The sequence below is a fragment of the Dyella sp. genome, assembly GCF_036568765.1.
Classification (GTDB): domain Bacteria; phylum Pseudomonadota; class Gammaproteobacteria; order Xanthomonadales; family Rhodanobacteraceae; genus GSA-30.
Window position 1 is genome coordinate 1 of sequence record NZ_DATCRY010000055.1, and the last position, 15,085, is coordinate 15,085.

A 15,085-nucleotide genomic window follows, 5' to 3' on the forward strand; every position below is an offset into this window, starting at 1 on the left:
CCTTTATGGCCGGCCAAAGTGCCTTCGACCTGTTCGATCGCAACATAGCCTCCGGTGGTTTCGTTCGAGCGACTACCGAGCATCTGCCCGCGGCTCTGTGCATCGAGATCGCCGTGATAGCGCTTATCCAGTGCGAAACGACCGATGCTGGCAACGCTCACGTCCGGAGCATCCGTCTGTGGCAGTACCTTGACGTCGAAACTGCCCTTGGCGTGCCGGGTCATGCGAGGATTCTCCTTGGGTGCACTGGCCGCCGGCTTGGAAGCGAAAGCCGCCAAGCCAAATGCCGCGATAAAACACGCTATGGTCATGCGCGTTCTAGTGAACATGTCTAAGTCCCCCCGGACTCTTCCCTGAGACGCTCATCCTCAGGCTTAAGTCATCCTTTCGTCAAGCGTGCGTGAAGCTCAGCGATGCGCGGGTAGGGCGTTGAATCGTGCGGCGATGTAGTCGTCGGTGAAGCTGGTCATGTCCATCCCGCGGATGAAGCCGCAGTGGCCGCCATACGGAGCAATGTCCAGCTCGACATTCGACGGCAGGCGCAGGCTGTGGAAACTGGTGACCGGAATGACCGGATCGTCCGCTGCCGTCAGGATGGTCGCGGGGATCGGCATGCCCGCCAAGGCATCGTCGGCGACCGAATAACCATCGAGGTACGCTTCCAGCGAACCGAAATCGGTATGCCGTAGCACCAGAGCCTCGGTCAATCCGCGCAGGCTTTGTTTGAGTTCGGCCAGCTCGAAGAAGCTCAATTGTGGAAAAGCGGCCTGCTTGGTCTTCAGCGACCGTCTCCACTTGTGCATGAAATAAGCCTGGTAGAACCAGGGTGCCGACTCCTCCAGCGAAAACAGGCCTTCGCTCGGATCGATGATCGGGCACACCGCCAGTGCATGGGCCAGCGGGATGCCTGCCTGGGGAGCGCGCAAGGCGGCGCGCAGGGCGAAATTGCCGCCGAGCGAGAAGCCTGCCAGCACCATCGGCCGCGCCGGGTAACGGCGGGCGATGTCGGCCAGGGCATTGACCACTTCGTCGATCCGGCACGAGTGGAACAGCGCTTCGTTCAAATGATGGCTGTCGCCGTGATCGCGGAAGTTCAGACGAAACACATCCCAGCCGTCCTGCAACAGGCGACTACCGGTTTGCAGCACATAGGTGGAATCGACACTGCCTTCCCAACCGTGGAACAGCACGGCCAGGCCGCGCGCGACAGGCTGGACCTGTTGCGGTGTGTAGGCACCAGTCAGGCGTACGCCCTCTCCGCCGTCCACGACGACGTGCTGGGCACCCTCGCGTACCAGCCGCGCCCGCCGCGGAAGCAACCGGCGGCGTATACCGCTGGAGGAGAGCATGGTCTGGATATGACCGCTGGTCAGCGGCCAGGGCGGGAGGAAATCCTTCCCCTTGGGCACGGTCATTGCGGCTTGTCTTCGAGTGCCGCGGCAATGCGATCGCGCGCATGATCGGCCATGCGCCGCCGGCCATCGGGTGTGGACGGTACCGGTTCGAGGAAATGCACCTCGGCGTCCAGCGGGGCCTCGCCAAGCAGGCGCAGGAAGTTCTGCATGAAGTTTTCCCGCTCGCGGAAGCCGGCGTCGACCACCCTTCGGCCATGCCGCGCAAAGCGCAGCGCCACCGGTTGCACCGGCACGCCGGCATCCAGTGCTGCCTGGAAGATGCGCGCATGAAACACGCGCAGTATGCCGTTATGCCCGGTTCCGCCCTCGGGGAAGACCGCGACCGAGCGCCCGGCTTGCAGCCGCTCGACCATGACCTGCATGACGGCCGCCAGCGAATGGTTGCTGCCGCGGCGATGGAAAATCGTGCCGCCGGCAGCGGCCAGCCAGCCGACCAGCGGCCAGCGTGCGATTTCCGCTTTGGCCACGAAGCAGGCGGCGCGCTGGCTGTGCAGCAGTTCGATATCGATCCACGAGGTGTGGTTGGCCACGAACATCACCGGATCGGCCAAGGGCTGGCCGACGCGTACGGAGCGCAAGCCGAAGATGCGCAGCAGTATGGTGGACCACCAGCGGATCATGCGGTGAGTGAATGGCTCACGGCCGTTTTTCATCACGTCGTGGCGGTTCCAGGTGAGAATGCCGCCGCATAGCAGGATGCCCAGCACGATATGCAGCAGCAGCAGCGGCACACGCCACAGGTAGCGCAGGGGACGGATCGGATCGCCGGCTCGGGCTGAAACAGTGTCGGTGCTCATCGGTTCGGTTAGTTTAACGTTAGTCGGAGCGATTTCGGCCCGTTGCCCTACATAAAATTGGGACAAGTTGCAGACTGGCGTCAGGACAAGGCGCCCTCAATGCTCCAGCTGGTTCAGCGGCAAGCTTGGCGATCGCTTCACCGTACGCAGCACGAAGCTGGAATTGACGTCGGCGACGCCGGTGGCATTGAGCAGCCGATCGAGCAGGAACCGTGAGAAATGCTGCAAGTCACTGACATAGATATGCAGCAGGTAATCCATGTCACCGGTAAGCGCATAGCAGGCGACGACCTCGTCCCATGCGTTCACTTGCGCGGCAAAACGCGCCACCGCTTCGGCTTCGTGCTTGGCCAATTGCACGCGCACAAAGGCCTGCAGTCCCAGCCCGACCGCTTCCGGGTCGACCTGGGCGGTATAGCCGGTCAGAACCCCTTCGTTTTCCAGGCGCTGCAGTCGGCGCAGGCAAGCCGACGGTGACAGGGCGACCCGGTCGGCCAGTTCGGCATTGGTAATGCGGCCTTCGCCCTGAAGTACGGCGAGAATGCGCAGGTCGGTGCGGTCGAGCTGAATCATGCAATATTATTTTGCAATTTCCGTAAAATTAGAATGAATATTGCATTATAGTCGCCATCGGAAGCAACAAAACAATCATTGTGCGGGTAGTCAGGCGTATTCTGTTGTTATCCAAGCACACTTGTTGAGGCCCGTCATGGACTCCCATCCCCGCCGCGTCGAACACCAGCAAACCGATCGGGGCTACGTGCCGGTCTATGCCACGGGAGTGGTCGAGCAGCCTTGGTCCGGCTATAGCGCCACGGACCACGAAGTCTGGGATACCTTGTTCCGGCGTCAGCGCGAAATGCTGCCCGGGCGCGCCTGCGCCGAGTTCCTCGCGGGCGTGGAACGTTTCGGCCTGGGCGATGGCGGCATTCCGAAATTCGCCGATCTGAACAAGGTGCTGGGCAAGACCACAGGCTGGGAACTGGTGGCCGTCGAGGGCCTGCTGCCCGACGAAGTCTTTTTCGACCATCTGGCCAACCGGCGCTTTCCGGTGAGCTGGTGGATCCGCAAGCCCGACCAATTGGATTACCTGAGCGAGCCGGACCTGTTTCATGACCTGTTCGGTCACGTGCCGTTGCTGCTCAATCCGATTTTTGCCGATTACATGCAGGCCTATGGCAAGGGTGGCATGAAGGCGTTCGCGATCGGTCCCGAGGCGCTGATGAATCTGACGCGCCTGTACTGGTACACGGTCGAGTTCGGTCTGATCCATACCGCCGAGGGCATGCGCATCTATGGCGCGGGCATCGTCAGCTCCAAGGGCGAATCGATCTATTCGCTCGACTCGGCAGCGCCCAATCGCCTGGGCTTCGGGCTGGAGCGCGTGATGAGCACGCGCTATCGCATCGATACCTTCCAGCAGACCTACTTCGTCATCGACAGTTTCGAGCAGCTGTTCGACGCCACGCAGCCGGATTTCACGCCGATCTATCGCGAGCTGCGCGAGCGGCCGGCGCATGCGGCCGGTGACGTGCTGTCCAGCGACCGCGTGTTTACGCGCGGCACGCGCGAAGGCTGGTCGAGCAGCGCGGATACCTGAGGCGTCGTCGGACGCTCAGTTCTTCTCGCGCCGCTTCCATTCGCTGACCGACAGCACCTGGCCGACACGCTTGCCATCCCAGCGATAAATGAAGTGCTGGCTTTGCACGCAGGGCGCGACACGGTCGGGATAGAACACTGCCACGCATTCGCCGCCGGGGTCGCGCACGCTGTCGAAAACCAGGCCGTCGGACCCTTCCGCACGCAGCCGTCGCGCCAGGACAACGCTGGCCGCATAGCTGTTCGGATCGTGCTCGGCGGCCCAGCCGCCGCGTAAATCATGCAAGTGCGCATCGATGCTGGTGCGGTAGCAGCGCACCTCCAGGTCGCAGGGCGGTTCGGCGGTGGCGGCCAGGAAGCGCTCGCGGTGATAGACGGTTTCTTCCACCGCGGTATTGACGCTGTGGCCGGCGTAAAACACGCCCCAGCTGCCGTCCGAGAAACGGCTGCCCTCGGGGTTGAGATGCGTGAAGGCTGCCATGACCGGCGTACTGCCCGGACCGCTGATGCGCCGCCCCGGTGGCACCAGGCTGAGCTCGCCGGCTTCCTGGCGCAGTCGCGGATTGGTCATCGCCTCGATGGCGAACACCGCATCCAGGTCACGCGGATCGGCGATCCGATCGAACACGCCGACCGGTGGAAACCGGCTGGGAACGATGCGGTACGCGTGCGTCCAGCGAATGCGTTTCAGGGGCGGTAACACGGACATGCAGCGATTCCCTGCTTGCGAAATCGGAAAAATACAGGGTAGCAATCAGGGATATCGCCGACTGCGACGAGCGTCGTTTTCGGATTGGCGCAGCCTTTTGCGCGACAGCTTCAGTTCCAGCCGCGTTGCGCATCCAGATACTGGCGGACGACGTAAAGATCGGCGACGTTGCCGGACAACATGCGCTCCATCGCGCTTTGCCCGCCGAACAATGGCGCCTGGTTCGGGCGATGCACCCAGGCATCGGCCTGTTCCGGGTCATTGAACAGGATATGCAGGCTCTTGTAGATGCCCAAGAGATAGCTGATGCGCTCGATCGTGTCGCGGCCAGGGCTGCCGTCCTGCTCGCGCTTCCATTTGTAGAAGGTCGATTCGGGCGGATTACCCAGCAACTTGCGCTGATCGACGACGCGCAGATCCCAGCTTTCGGCCAAGCGGAAGAACGCCCGCAAGGCGGGGCCGCCCAGCGCTTCGATCGGTTCCTCGGCCAGGCTGGTGTAGTGCGTGGTGGCGGCGGAATGCATGATCGCGTAACTTCCTGTGTGAAGTTGTTTGCAACTTTACCACACCGATGGAGTTAATGCACTGGACAGAGCGACCGCTTCTTAGCGCCCCAGAGAGCCACAAAAACTCAGAAGACGCTCCTGCAGGGTTGCCAGGCTCCTAAGTGGCCGCCGGTATGGCAGCCTGGACCTGCGGCGTACGCGGGTCGTCGGCCCGCCCGACCACGGCAAAACCATAGCCGTTGCGGAACCAGTAGCTGGCCAGCAGCCCGTGATCCTGGCGCGACCCGCTCATATCGCCGGGAAAGCGCGTGCTGGGGCGCACATAAAGGCTGATGCGCTGCCCCTGGCTGTCTTCGTACATCACCAAAGCGGCGGGACCGTCGCTGGTCGAAAGCAGCCGGCCGCCGAGCAGCTTGAAACCATAGGAGCCAAGATCGGGCAGGGACATCGGCCGACCGATGCGGGCCGAAAGCCAGGTTTCCAGGGAACCGGCATGGCTGCCGTCCATTTCCACCGGGCGCAGACGGTCGGTGGCAAAGGTGCGGTAAGCCTCCAGGGCGTCCTGCATCGGTGGATGGCTGGCCGCATAGCTCGCACCGCGTACCTGCCAGCCACCCAGGCCGCCGACACCTACGGCGATCAATAACGAGGCGCAAAGTGCCAATCCGCGCTGCCGGCGGCGCCGCACGGTGCGGCGTACGGCGACCGGATCCAGCGCCGGGTTGGCCGGCAGCGAGTAAATCGGCAACGCCGTACGCAGCGATTCGGCCTGCCGACGCCACCGCGCTATTTCGTCGGCTTGTTCGGGATGCGCGGCGAGCCAGGTCTCGATCTCGGCGTGGCGCGTATCGTCGAGCTGCCCATCGACATAGGCATGCAGTTCTTCTTCGGTGGGGATCAGACGATTCATTTCACTCTCCGCAGCGCCGGGCCAGCGCCGCCTTCAGTCAATTGGCGATAAGCCTTGCGCGCGCGCGACAGGCGCGACATCACCGTGCCGACCGGGATATCCAATGCGCTGGCGGTCTGCTCGTAGCTCAGCCCTTCCACCGTCACCATCAGCAAGACGGCGCGCTGGTCGTCGCTCAAGTCATCGAAGCTGCCCAGGGCATGGCGCGCCGCATAGGTGTCCTCGGCGGACGGCTCGCTTGAGGCGTCGTCCCGCCCGAACAGGTCCAGCAGGCGATTCCAGCGCCGCGCGTGGCGCTTGTCATCGACAAACTGCCGATACAGGATCGCGAACAGCCAGGCCTTCAGTTCCCCGTCGCGGCGCGTTGCCCAGCGCGACAACGCTTTTTCGATGCAGGTCTGTACCAGGTCGTCGGCCGACGACGGGTCGCGGGTCAGCCATAGCGCGAAGCGGCGCAATGCCGGTAGTAGTTCGCGCAGATCGTTGTCGTGGTCAGGGGTCATAAACGTGCGGCTTCCGAGCATACCTTTCTATGACGTCCGGGCCGCGATTTTATTCCGGTGGAATAAATCCAAGACTGGAGCGTCCCACCTCGAGTCGGTACCCATCTCCAGGAGCGCAGCATGTCCCAACGTCTTCTCCCGCCTGCGGCCGTGCTGGCCAAAGGCGCCCTGATCGGCGCGATCTTGGTCACGCTGACGGGTTTGTTCGTATGGGCGGCCGGCTGGCTCAGCCCGTCGCGCGTGTCGCCGGGACGCATCGTCGATGCCCTGGAAACGCATAACGGTGTGCATTCCGGCGCACGCCGCGCGCACGAGAAAGGACTGTGTGTCGCCGGCTATTTCCAATCGAACGGGCAAGGCGTAGCCCTGTCCAGGGCGGATGTGTTCGCGCCCGGACGTACGCCGGTATTCGGACGCTTCTCGTTGGGGGTGGGTAACCCGCATTCGCCCGATGGCGTTCCCGGCTTTCACGCGCTGGCGTTGAGTTTCCAGCAGGGCAATGGCGAGATCTGGCGTACCGCCATGGACGACACGCCCATCTTTCCGGTCGCCACGCCGCAGGCCTTCATCGATTTCCAGCTGGCCACCGCGCCGGACAAGGCCACTGGCAAACCCGATCCGGCGCGGGCGCAGGCGTACCTGGCCGCGCACCCGGAGACTCGTGCGTTCATGCAGTGGATGCGCGATGCGCCGTTTGCGGCGAGCTTTGCCGCCAGCACCTACTACTCGATCAACGCCTTTCGTTTTACCGATGCGCAAGGCCAGACGCGCGCTGTGCGTTGGTCGTTCAAGCCCGAAGCTCCGTTCGTCGCTGTGGACAAAGACAAGCTCGCCGAACTCAACAAAACCCAGCCGAATTTTCTGTTCAACGATGCGCTGACGCGCCTGGCGCAACAGCCGATGCGTTGGGAGTTATGGGTAACGCTGGCGCAAGCCGGAGATCCGACGAACGATGCCACGCGGCCCTGGCCGGCCGAACGGCAGCAGGTCGATGTCGGCACGTTGGTACTGGAACGCGCATCGCTCGAAGACGATGGCCCCTGCCGTGACGTGACTTTCGATCCGTTGATCCTGCCATCGGGTATCGCGGCGTCCGACGATCCCTTGCTGGCTGCGCGCTCTGCCGCTTATGCCCGTTCCTTCACGCGGCGCGCCGGCGAGCGTCCGACGCCACCTAGTGCTTTATCCGACGATCCCGCCGCTCGTTCCGTCCTGCAAGGAGCACGGTGATGCGCGCACCCATCCGTTTCTCTTTCGCACTGCGCGCTCTGCACTGGCTGATGGCGCTGATGATTCTGGCGATGTTGTTCATCGGCGTAGGCATGATGTCCACGGCCAGCGATGCACGGCGGTGGTTGTACGACCTGCACAAGCCTTTGGGCGTAGCGATTCTTCTGTTGGCGGCGCTGCGCTTGTTCGTGCGTCTGACCACCAAAGCGCCGCCGCTACCGCAGGACTTGCCTGCGATCCAGAAATGGGCCGCGCATGCATCGCACGCGGTGCTGTATTTTCTGATGTTCGCACTGCCCTTGGTGGGCTGGGCCATGCTGTCGGCCGGCGGTTACCCGATCAGTTTGTTCGGATCCGCACATCTTCCGCCTATCGCACCGTTGAACGCCGGTCTCTATGCGTTCCTCCATGCTGTGCACGTGAGTCTGGCGCTGGGCCTGTTTGTTGTCGTACTGGCCCACCTGGGCGCGGCGCTCATGCATGGATTGATCCGGCGGGACGGCGTGTTCTCGGCCATGGCATCGTGGCGTCGCGGCAGGTTCTAACCGAAGAAAGGGCGTGGACTTTCGTGCGCGCCCTTCGGCGGTTTACTTGGCAGCCGCCTTGTCGACGACGCAATCGCAGGGAAACTGCGGTTCGGGACCGCCATCGGCGATAAATCGATCGATGCGTTTTTCAAGCACAGGCAGCGGCACCGAACCCAACGCCAGTACGGTGTCATGGAAATGCCGGATATCGAACTTGGGTCCCAGATCCTGTTCGGCTTTTCGCCGCAGCTCGAGCAGTTTCAGGTAACCCAGCTCGTAACTGAGTGCCTGTCCGGGCCAGCTGATGTAGCGGTCGACTTCGTTGGCGATCTCACGCTCCGACAGCGCGGTGTTCTGGGTCATGAAATCGATCGCTTGCTGTCGCGACCAGCCCAGATGATGGATGCCGGTATCGACCACCAGACGACTGGCGCGCCACATCTGGTAGGTGAGGTAGCCGAAGCGCTCGTAAGGTGTCTTGTAGATGCCCATCTCGTTGCCGAGGTATTCGGCGTACAGCCCCCAACCCTCGCCGTAGGCGGAGATGTAACCGGTGCGGCGGAAGTCGGGCTGACCGCGTTGTTCCTGGGCCAGAGCCAATTGCAAAGCATGGCCGGGCATGGATTCGTGGAGCGTCAGTGCCGGCATGTTGTACAGCGGGCGCGAGGGCAGATCGTAAGTGTTGACCAGGTAAGTGCTGGCGCCGCCACGACCCGAGGTGTAGTACGGCGCGATGTCGTCAGGCACGGGCACGATCGCAAAACGCTGCCGCGGCAAGCGACCGAAATAGCGCCCGAGTTGCGCGTCGACCTGCTTGGCTACCCAGGCCGTGCGCATCAGGAGTTCGTCGGGCGTCTTGGCATAGAACTGCGGATCGGTGCGCAGGAAGTGCAGGAAATCGGCGAAGCTGCCCTTGAAGCCTGTTTCCTGCATGGTCTTGACCATGTCCGCGTGGATCTTGGCGACCAGGTCCAGGCCCACCTGGTGGATCGCACCGGGATCCAGGTCCAGCGTGGTGTATTCGATGATCTGTTGGCGATACCAGGCCTTGCCATCCGGCATCGCTTCGGCGGCCAGGGTGGTCCGGGCCTTGGGAACGTACTCCTCGCGGAAGAACTTCAACAGCCGGGCGTAGGCGGGAACGACTTCGTCGGCAACGATCTGACGCGCTCGTGTGCGCAGTTGTTCCGCTTCGGCGGGATCGATGGACGAGGGCAGGGTGGCGAAGGGCTTATAGAAGCTGCTTCGCGTCGGATCCTTCAGCTCTGCCACCGCGGCGATCGAGACATCGCGCCCGTTGAGTACTTCGCGCGGCACACTGAAGCCGCGCGCCAAACCATCGCGCATATTGTCGATCTGCTGGCCGAAATATGCCGGAATCTCGCCGAGGCGGTCCAGGTATTCGCGATAGTCCTTCGCGCTATGCAAGTTGTCGCCATCGAGCTGATAACCCAGGTCGCTCCAGAAGGCCGAGTCGCTGTTGAACGGCATCTGCCATTGCTTGAACTGCTGGGCAGCCAGCAGGTTCTGGATCTGCGCGCGGTACACGGCGTAGTTGATCTGCTCTTCCGGCGAAAGTTGTTTCGGATCCACGCCGTCAAGCTGCTTGAGCACTTGCTGCCAGCGGTTCTGCCGTTGCAACTGGCTGCCGGCGTCGACACGATCGAGACGGCCGTCATTGAGCTGGGCTTCGCCGGAGGGCAGGATACCGACCTGGCCGTTGCGCCAGGCCCATTCCTGCGTATAGATTTGATGGAATCTGGCATCGGCGTCCTTCGAGGTGTCGGCCCATGCCGTCATGCTCATGCTCAAACCGGCCAAGGCCACGCAGATGGCTCTGCTTACGCTATTCACTCGATGATTCCCCGCGCTGATCGCACCGGCCCGCATGATGGCATGTTCTGGCACATGCCTCGGCAAGGGGTGACGAAAGTCAGGGGGTAGCGGGCTTTCTTGCGCTGAAACCGATGATGGGCGGAAACGACATGAAGGTCATCCAGAAAGCCTGCTGTGTCACGGCGGGATCCAGGAAGGGCCCTTGCCAGCGAAAGTCCACAAAGCCGGCCTCCCGAAATGCGTTCTCATAGGTCGAAGGCGCCAGATAATAGTTGTCGAAACCGAACGCTTCGTCCTCGCACAGCAAGGTGTAATGAATCGGATTTCCTTCGCGGAGCCGCCGTTGCCCGGTACGCAGCAGGCCGTATTTCCGATAGCGCTCGTCGTCGAAAAGCCTCTGCATGGGGTTGTCGTTGAGACCGATGAACCGGCCTCCGGGGCGGAGGTTGACGAAGGCGGCGCGCACAAAGCGCAGCAGCTCCTCGGCGGAACGGGCGTAATTGAGCAGGAAGATCCCCAGGGCCAGATCGTAGTCGCCCAGCTTCTGCAGCTTGCCGACATCCTCGATCGCGTAATGGCAGCCAAGCGGATAGGCGACCTCCATGGCCTGCGCCAGGGCGATCATTTCGCCGGACACATCGATGCCATGGGTGAGGGTTGCGCCGTGGCTCTGCAATAACCGGGTATACGTGCCCTCGCCGCAGGCCAGATCGAGTACCGACAAGCCCTCGATCTTGCCGCACAGACGCAGCAAGGTGTAGCGCTCGACCCATATTCTGAAAGGCAATTGCTTGGACCGGCGATATTGCCGGGCGATCTTGTCGTAGACAGCCTCTTCCATGGCCCGAACTCCTGCGCGATAGGCGAACTATGCATCGACCTATCGATCGGTGGCCGAGGAGCTTGCGTGAGTTACTCCATCGCGGTGTATTCGTTGCGTACCGATTGCAGGTAAGCATCGAGATCGCGACCTTCCACTTCCACGAAACGCTCGCCGGTGCCGATGCATTGGCCGATCCGGTCGGGGCGGAAGTTGCGGAAGCCGGTGCGCAGCCGGCACCAGGCACCGAGCGTCCAAGCGCCGCCCCAGAAGGCCAAGCATAGGGGCTCGATATCGCGGCTACTGTAGCGACCGGCCTCGTCGCGGTATTCCAAACGGAGCACTTGGTTGTCGGCGATCGCGGCATGAAGGCGGTCGATCAAACCCTGGAAATCGCTTTTTGCCTGGTCCTTCCAGATCGGCGCATAGATGCGCGTGCGCGACGAGCGCTCACGCAGATCGGCCGGCAGCACGGCCTCGATCTTCAGCAGCGCTGCCTTGGCGCCTTCGGCCAAGCGCTCGCCAGCGAAGGCACGGACAAAACGCGTGCCCACCACCAGTGCTTCGAGTTCGTCGGCGGTAAACATCAGTGGGGGAATGTCCGAGCCCTTGCGCAGGACATAGCCCACGCCGGCCTCGCCTTCGATCGGCACGCCGGACAACTGCAAGTCCGCCACGTCGCGATAGACCGTGCGCAAGGAGACGTCGAGCGTCTCCGCCAGCTGTCGCGCCGGCAATGCCGTGCGACGCCCGCGCAGGGCGTGGATAATGAGGAAAAGGCGGTCGGCACGACGCATGCGTACATCATGACCGATCCGAAGTCGCAAGACTTGCGACACAGGTCATGGACAATGGACGAATGCGTCGCCATGGCTACAGATGCCGCGTTTCGGCAGGGGCATTCTGCCAATTGTCGTCGCGACCATCCGAATAATGAACCGGCGAGCTCGCCAGTTCCTCGTCGCTCGCATCGTCCAGGCAAGCCACGTTGATGGCTATAAAATCGCCGCCCAGGATATCCAGGTGGCCACGCTCGAAGGCATGTACGCCGCAGTGCTTGCAGAACAGGTGCTGCATGCTGTTAGTGCCGAACCGGTAATCGCTCAGCGCTTCCTCGCCGGCAAGCAGGCGGAACGCATCGGGCTTGACCAGGGTGCCCCATTGCCGGCTCTTGCCGCAGTAAGAGCAATTGCACTTGCCGGTTCCGGCAGCCAGATCGAGGTCCGCTTCGTAGCGGATCGCGCCGCAGTGGCAACTGCCTTTGTATGTCTTGAGCATGCATCAATCTCCAGAGCGACGACGGTGCCGGAACAGTCCGGCTACCAATGCAAACAACATCATGGGCCGCCTCTTGGCGGCGGTCCGGTCCTGCCTGGCGAGTAAGCGATACTGGCCCTCGACCAGCATCCCACGCAGTTGGAGGGGGCGATAGGCGGAAGTCAGTGCGCGTTGCCATGCTTTGTCCATAAGGGTTTCCTCAGGCCACGGCTTGTCCGCCCAACCACGGCGGCGGCGTGGCGTGCTTGAACATGCGGTACCAGTGCTCGCGGTCCAGGGGGCTGTAGAGGTCCAGCGTCCGGATCACTTCGCGGGCAAATTCGACGCTGCCCAGATGACTGGCGGTAATGACACGGTCCTGGCTCACCGCCAGGGCCTGCGTGTCGTAGCGCTCCTCGCCGCTGTAGCGAGGCAGATGCAGGGCCACCTGACCGGGCCAGCTGGCGGTATGACGGCGCCCCTCGAGCAAGCCGGCGTGGGCCAGTACAAGTACGGCCGAGTCGATGGCGGCGATAGTGGCGCCAGACTGATGCAAGTGAGCGACCGCATCGATCAGCTCGGGCGATTGCCGACGTTCCCATAGATGGCCGCCAGGTAGGATCAACAGCGCTGTCGACCTGATATCCAGCTCGTCCAGGGTCAGCTCGGGCAGTACGCGCACGCCGGCCATGGACAGTACCGGCTGCATCGAGAAACCGACGGTACGCAGCTGCCAATCGCCAGGCCGGCGGATTTCGCACAGGGCCAGCGCGGCATGCCAGTCGGCGAAGCCGTCGAAAGCCAGAAAATAAACGGTGTTTCGCATGACGTCTCCCTCCGCGTGGTGGCGCCCATAGTGGAGGGGGGATGCTGCCAACGTGTTGTCAGCAGGGGCGGGGCCCGAGCTCCCTTTTTAGGAGGCGAGTGGGGAGGAGTGAGAAGTGAGCAAGGGCACAGCCCCTCTGGCCGCATTCACCCCCGACCCCTCAAAATAAGCCACCACTTTCCACCGACCCAGCGAATGAAGCCCATCTCACTGATCCAGTTCCTCATCGAGGAGCGCCGCGCCGGCCATATCAACAACGAACTCTCCCTGCTCATCGAAGTGGTCGCGCGTGCCTGCAAACGCATCGCCGTGGCCACCAACAAGGGAGCCCTTGGCGGCGTACTCGGCAACGCCGGCAGCGACAACGTACAAGGCGAGGCGCAGAAGAAGCTGGATGTGATCTCCAACGAGATCCTGTTGGAAGCAAACGCCTGGGGCGGTCATCTGGCGGCCTGCGCTTCGGAGGAAATGGAAGACCCGCAGCCGATTCCCGACATGTACCCGAAGGGCAACCACTTGTTGTTGTTCGATCCGCTCGACGGCTCGTCCAATATCGATGTGAACATCTCCGTCGGCACGATCTTCTCGGTACTGCGCTGTCCCGATGGCGTGGCCGAACCGAAGATCGAGCATTTCCTGCAAGCCGGTACCACCCAGCTGGCCGCCGGCTATGTGGTTTATGGGCCGGCGACGCTGCTGGTACTGACCTTCGGCCACGGCGTCCACGAATTCACCCTCGATCGCGAGGTGGGCAGCTTCATCCTGAGCCGGCGCGATATCCGCATCCCGGAAGAAACCGGCGAGTTCGCCATCAACATGTCCAACCAGCGCCACTGGGAAGCGCCCATGCAGCGCTATATCGGCGAACTGCTGGCCGGCAAGGACGGTCCACGCGGCAAGGACTACAACATGCGCTGGGTCGCCTCGATGGTCGCGGACGTACATCGCATCGTGACCCGCGGCGGCGTGTTCTTCTATCCGCTGGATGCCAAGATCATGGCCAAGGGCGGCAAGCTGCGCCTGATGTACGAAGCCAATCCGATGGCCTTCATCGTCGAACAGGCCGGCGGTGCGGCGACGACAGGGCGCGAGCGCATCATGGAGATCCAGCCGCAGGGCCTGCATCAGCGCGTGCCCGTCTTCCTCGGATCTCGTCACGAGGTCGAGGTGGCGACGCACTATCACCAGCTGGCCGACGGCGCCAAGGCCTGAGTCAGCCTACGCGTAGAGAGGCGCCATGGACGATTTTGTCGAAGTCTACGAACAAGCGCTCGAGGCCGCAGCATGCGCGGCCTTGATCGACGCCTTCGAGCGCAGCGGCCAGGCCGTGGCCGGCCAGGTCGGCGGTGGAGTCTATCCGCAGCTGAAGCGTTCCAGTGACATCACCATCAGCGGCAAGCCGGAGTGGCGCGACGCCGAAGTGTCGCTCAATCTGGCAATGCTGGCCGGGTTGACGGCCTATCTCCGGCGCTACCCCTATACCTTGATCGCGCCGTTGATGCTGCAGGTGCCCGATGCCGCCGGCGCGCTGCGTCGCCTGCAAGCCGAAGATGTCGCCACCATGAGCGATGCGGAACTCGGCGCGCTGGCACGGCAGGTGTTCGTGCCGGGCGACATCAACCTGCAACGCTATCGTGCCGATGAAGGCGGCTATCCGTACTGGCATTGCGAGCTGTTTCCGCGCGATGCCGATGCGCGCACCTTGCACCGGCATCTGCTGTGGACGATCTACCTCAATGACGGTTTCGCCGAGGGTGAAACCGAATTCCTGCACCAGCAGCGCAAGATCGCGCCACAGACGGGCAGCCTGCTGATCGCCCCGGCGGGGTTCACACATACCCATCGCGGTAACCGGCCGCGCGGCGGCGACAAATACATCGCCACCAGTTGGGTGCTCTTCAAACGCGCCGAGCAGCTCTACGGATAAATCGCCGGCAACGGCCATCGCGCCGCCATCGACCCGCCATACTCGTGGCGAAAGCGCGCCGCTACAATGCCGCGCCTTTCAAAGGAATGGAAACACCGCATGTCCCGTCATGCCGACTGCTCGACCCCTACCCCGGCTCATGTCGGCGGCAAACGCCTTGGCCGCTGGCTGACGGTGCTTGCGGCTGCCTGTATCGGCGGTTGCGGCATGATGGGCCACAAGG

The 15,085-nt window shown here is 62.8% G+C and carries 18 protein-coding genes; 5 read left to right on the top strand and 13 right to left on the bottom strand.

The window, feature by feature from the left end:
- From VIM98_RS04490 to VIM98_RS04505, 4 genes are all read right to left on the bottom strand, one after another.
- Positions 1-224: DUF3224 domain-containing protein (locus VIM98_RS04490; RefSeq protein WP_331991898.1), on the bottom strand; the 224-nt coding region annotated here is incomplete at its 3' end.
- 183 nt (positions 225-407) lie between these two features.
- Positions 408-1,415: a YheT family hydrolase gene (locus tag VIM98_RS04495; protein WP_331991899.1), complete on the bottom strand. Its 1,008-nt coding sequence runs from the start codon at positions 1,413-1,415 to the stop codon at positions 408-410.
- On the bottom strand, positions 1,412-2,212 hold the full coding sequence (locus VIM98_RS04500) for a lysophospholipid acyltransferase family protein (protein WP_331991900.1): 801 nt from the start codon (positions 2,210-2,212) through the stop codon (positions 1,412-1,414). Before VIM98_RS04500 ends, VIM98_RS04495 begins: the two co-directional genes overlap by 4 nt.
- A 96-nt stretch (positions 2,213-2,308) precedes the next feature.
- Positions 2,309-2,785: an Lrp/AsnC family transcriptional regulator gene (locus tag VIM98_RS04505; RefSeq protein WP_331991901.1), complete on the bottom strand. Its 477-nt coding sequence runs from the start codon at positions 2,783-2,785 to the stop codon at positions 2,309-2,311.
- A 136-nt stretch (positions 2,786-2,921) separates the two neighbouring features.
- Here VIM98_RS04505 and phhA point away from each other — a divergent pair, with 136 nt between their 5' ends.
- Positions 2,922-3,812 (top strand): phenylalanine 4-monooxygenase, encoded by an 891-nt coding sequence (gene phhA / locus VIM98_RS04510; RefSeq protein WP_331991902.1) that lies wholly within the window; start codon positions 2,922-2,924, stop codon positions 3,810-3,812.
- 15 nt (positions 3,813-3,827) lie between these two features.
- Here the strand turns inward: phhA and VIM98_RS04515 are convergent, their stop codons facing one another.
- The 4 genes from VIM98_RS04515 to VIM98_RS04530 form a co-directional block, all read right to left on the bottom strand.
- On the bottom strand, positions 3,828-4,520 hold the full coding sequence (locus VIM98_RS04515; protein ID WP_331991903.1) for an RES family NAD+ phosphorylase: 693 nt from the start codon (positions 4,518-4,520) through the stop codon (positions 3,828-3,830).
- Positions 4,521-4,630: 110 nt separating this feature from the next.
- On the bottom strand, positions 4,631-5,044 hold the full coding sequence (locus VIM98_RS04520) for an MbcA/ParS/Xre antitoxin family protein (protein WP_331991904.1): 414 nt from the start codon (positions 5,042-5,044) through the stop codon (positions 4,631-4,633).
- A 139-nt stretch (positions 5,045-5,183) separates the two neighbouring features.
- Positions 5,184-5,936 carry an anti-sigma factor gene (locus VIM98_RS04525; RefSeq protein WP_331991905.1) on the bottom strand — a complete coding sequence of 251 codons (753 nt, stop codon included), beginning with the start codon at positions 5,934-5,936 and terminating at the stop codon, positions 5,184-5,186.
- A complete protein-coding gene (locus VIM98_RS04530; protein WP_331991906.1) occupies positions 5,933-6,439 on the bottom strand; it encodes a sigma-70 family RNA polymerase sigma factor in 507 nt (168 codons plus the stop codon). Before VIM98_RS04530 ends, VIM98_RS04525 begins: the two co-directional genes overlap by 4 nt.
- Before the next feature lie 120 nt (positions 6,440-6,559).
- On the opposite strand from VIM98_RS04530, the gene VIM98_RS04535 reads away from it, so the two are divergent.
- Together VIM98_RS04535 and VIM98_RS04540 are read left to right on the top strand one after the other, a co-directional pair.
- Positions 6,560-7,669 carry a catalase family peroxidase gene (locus VIM98_RS04535; protein ID WP_331991907.1) on the top strand — a complete coding sequence of 370 codons (1,110 nt, stop codon included), beginning with the start codon at positions 6,560-6,562 and terminating at the stop codon, positions 7,667-7,669.
- The gene (locus VIM98_RS04540; RefSeq protein ID WP_331991908.1) at positions 7,669-8,214 is read left to right on the top strand and encodes a cytochrome b; all 546 of its coding nucleotides are present in this window, start codon (positions 7,669-7,671) and stop codon (positions 8,212-8,214) included. The genes VIM98_RS04535 and VIM98_RS04540 overlap by 1 nt, the downstream gene beginning before the upstream one ends.
- A 42-nt stretch (positions 8,215-8,256) precedes the next feature.
- Here VIM98_RS04540 and VIM98_RS04545 read toward each other — a convergent pair whose 3' ends face one another.
- The 5 genes from VIM98_RS04545 to VIM98_RS04565 form a co-directional block, all read right to left on the bottom strand.
- Positions 8,257-10,002 carry a DUF885 domain-containing protein gene (locus VIM98_RS04545; protein ID WP_331991915.1) on the bottom strand — a complete coding sequence of 582 codons (1,746 nt, stop codon included), beginning with the start codon at positions 10,000-10,002 and terminating at the stop codon, positions 8,257-8,259.
- Between the two features lie 127 nt (positions 10,003-10,129).
- Positions 10,130-10,873 carry a class I SAM-dependent DNA methyltransferase gene (locus VIM98_RS04550; protein ID WP_331991909.1) on the bottom strand — a complete coding sequence of 248 codons (744 nt, stop codon included), beginning with the start codon at positions 10,871-10,873 and terminating at the stop codon, positions 10,130-10,132.
- Between the two features lie 71 nt (positions 10,874-10,944).
- Positions 10,945-11,649, bottom strand: a complete 705-nt coding sequence (locus tag VIM98_RS04555; protein WP_331991910.1) for a YafY family protein — start codon at positions 11,647-11,649, stop codon at positions 10,945-10,947.
- A 76-nt stretch (positions 11,650-11,725) separates the two neighbouring features.
- Positions 11,726-12,130, bottom strand: a complete 405-nt coding sequence (locus VIM98_RS04560; protein WP_331991911.1) for a GFA family protein — start codon at positions 12,128-12,130, stop codon at positions 11,726-11,728.
- 199 nt (positions 12,131-12,329) lie between these two features.
- Complete coding sequence (locus VIM98_RS04565; RefSeq protein WP_331991912.1) at positions 12,330-12,935, bottom strand: DJ-1/PfpI family protein; 606 nt, start codon at positions 12,933-12,935, stop codon at positions 12,330-12,332.
- Between the two features lie 195 nt (positions 12,936-13,130).
- Here VIM98_RS04565 and VIM98_RS04570 point away from each other — a divergent pair, with 195 nt between their 5' ends.
- Positions 13,131-14,147, top strand: coding sequence for a class 1 fructose-bisphosphatase (locus VIM98_RS04570; protein ID WP_331991913.1), 1,017 nt, complete (start codon positions 13,131-13,133; stop codon positions 14,145-14,147).
- A gap of 25 nt (positions 14,148-14,172) precedes the next feature.
- Positions 14,173-14,862, top strand: a complete 690-nt coding sequence (locus tag VIM98_RS04575; RefSeq protein ID WP_331991914.1) for a 2OG-Fe(II) oxygenase — start codon at positions 14,173-14,175, stop codon at positions 14,860-14,862.
- The last annotated feature ends 223 nt before the right edge of the window (positions 14,863-15,085 follow it).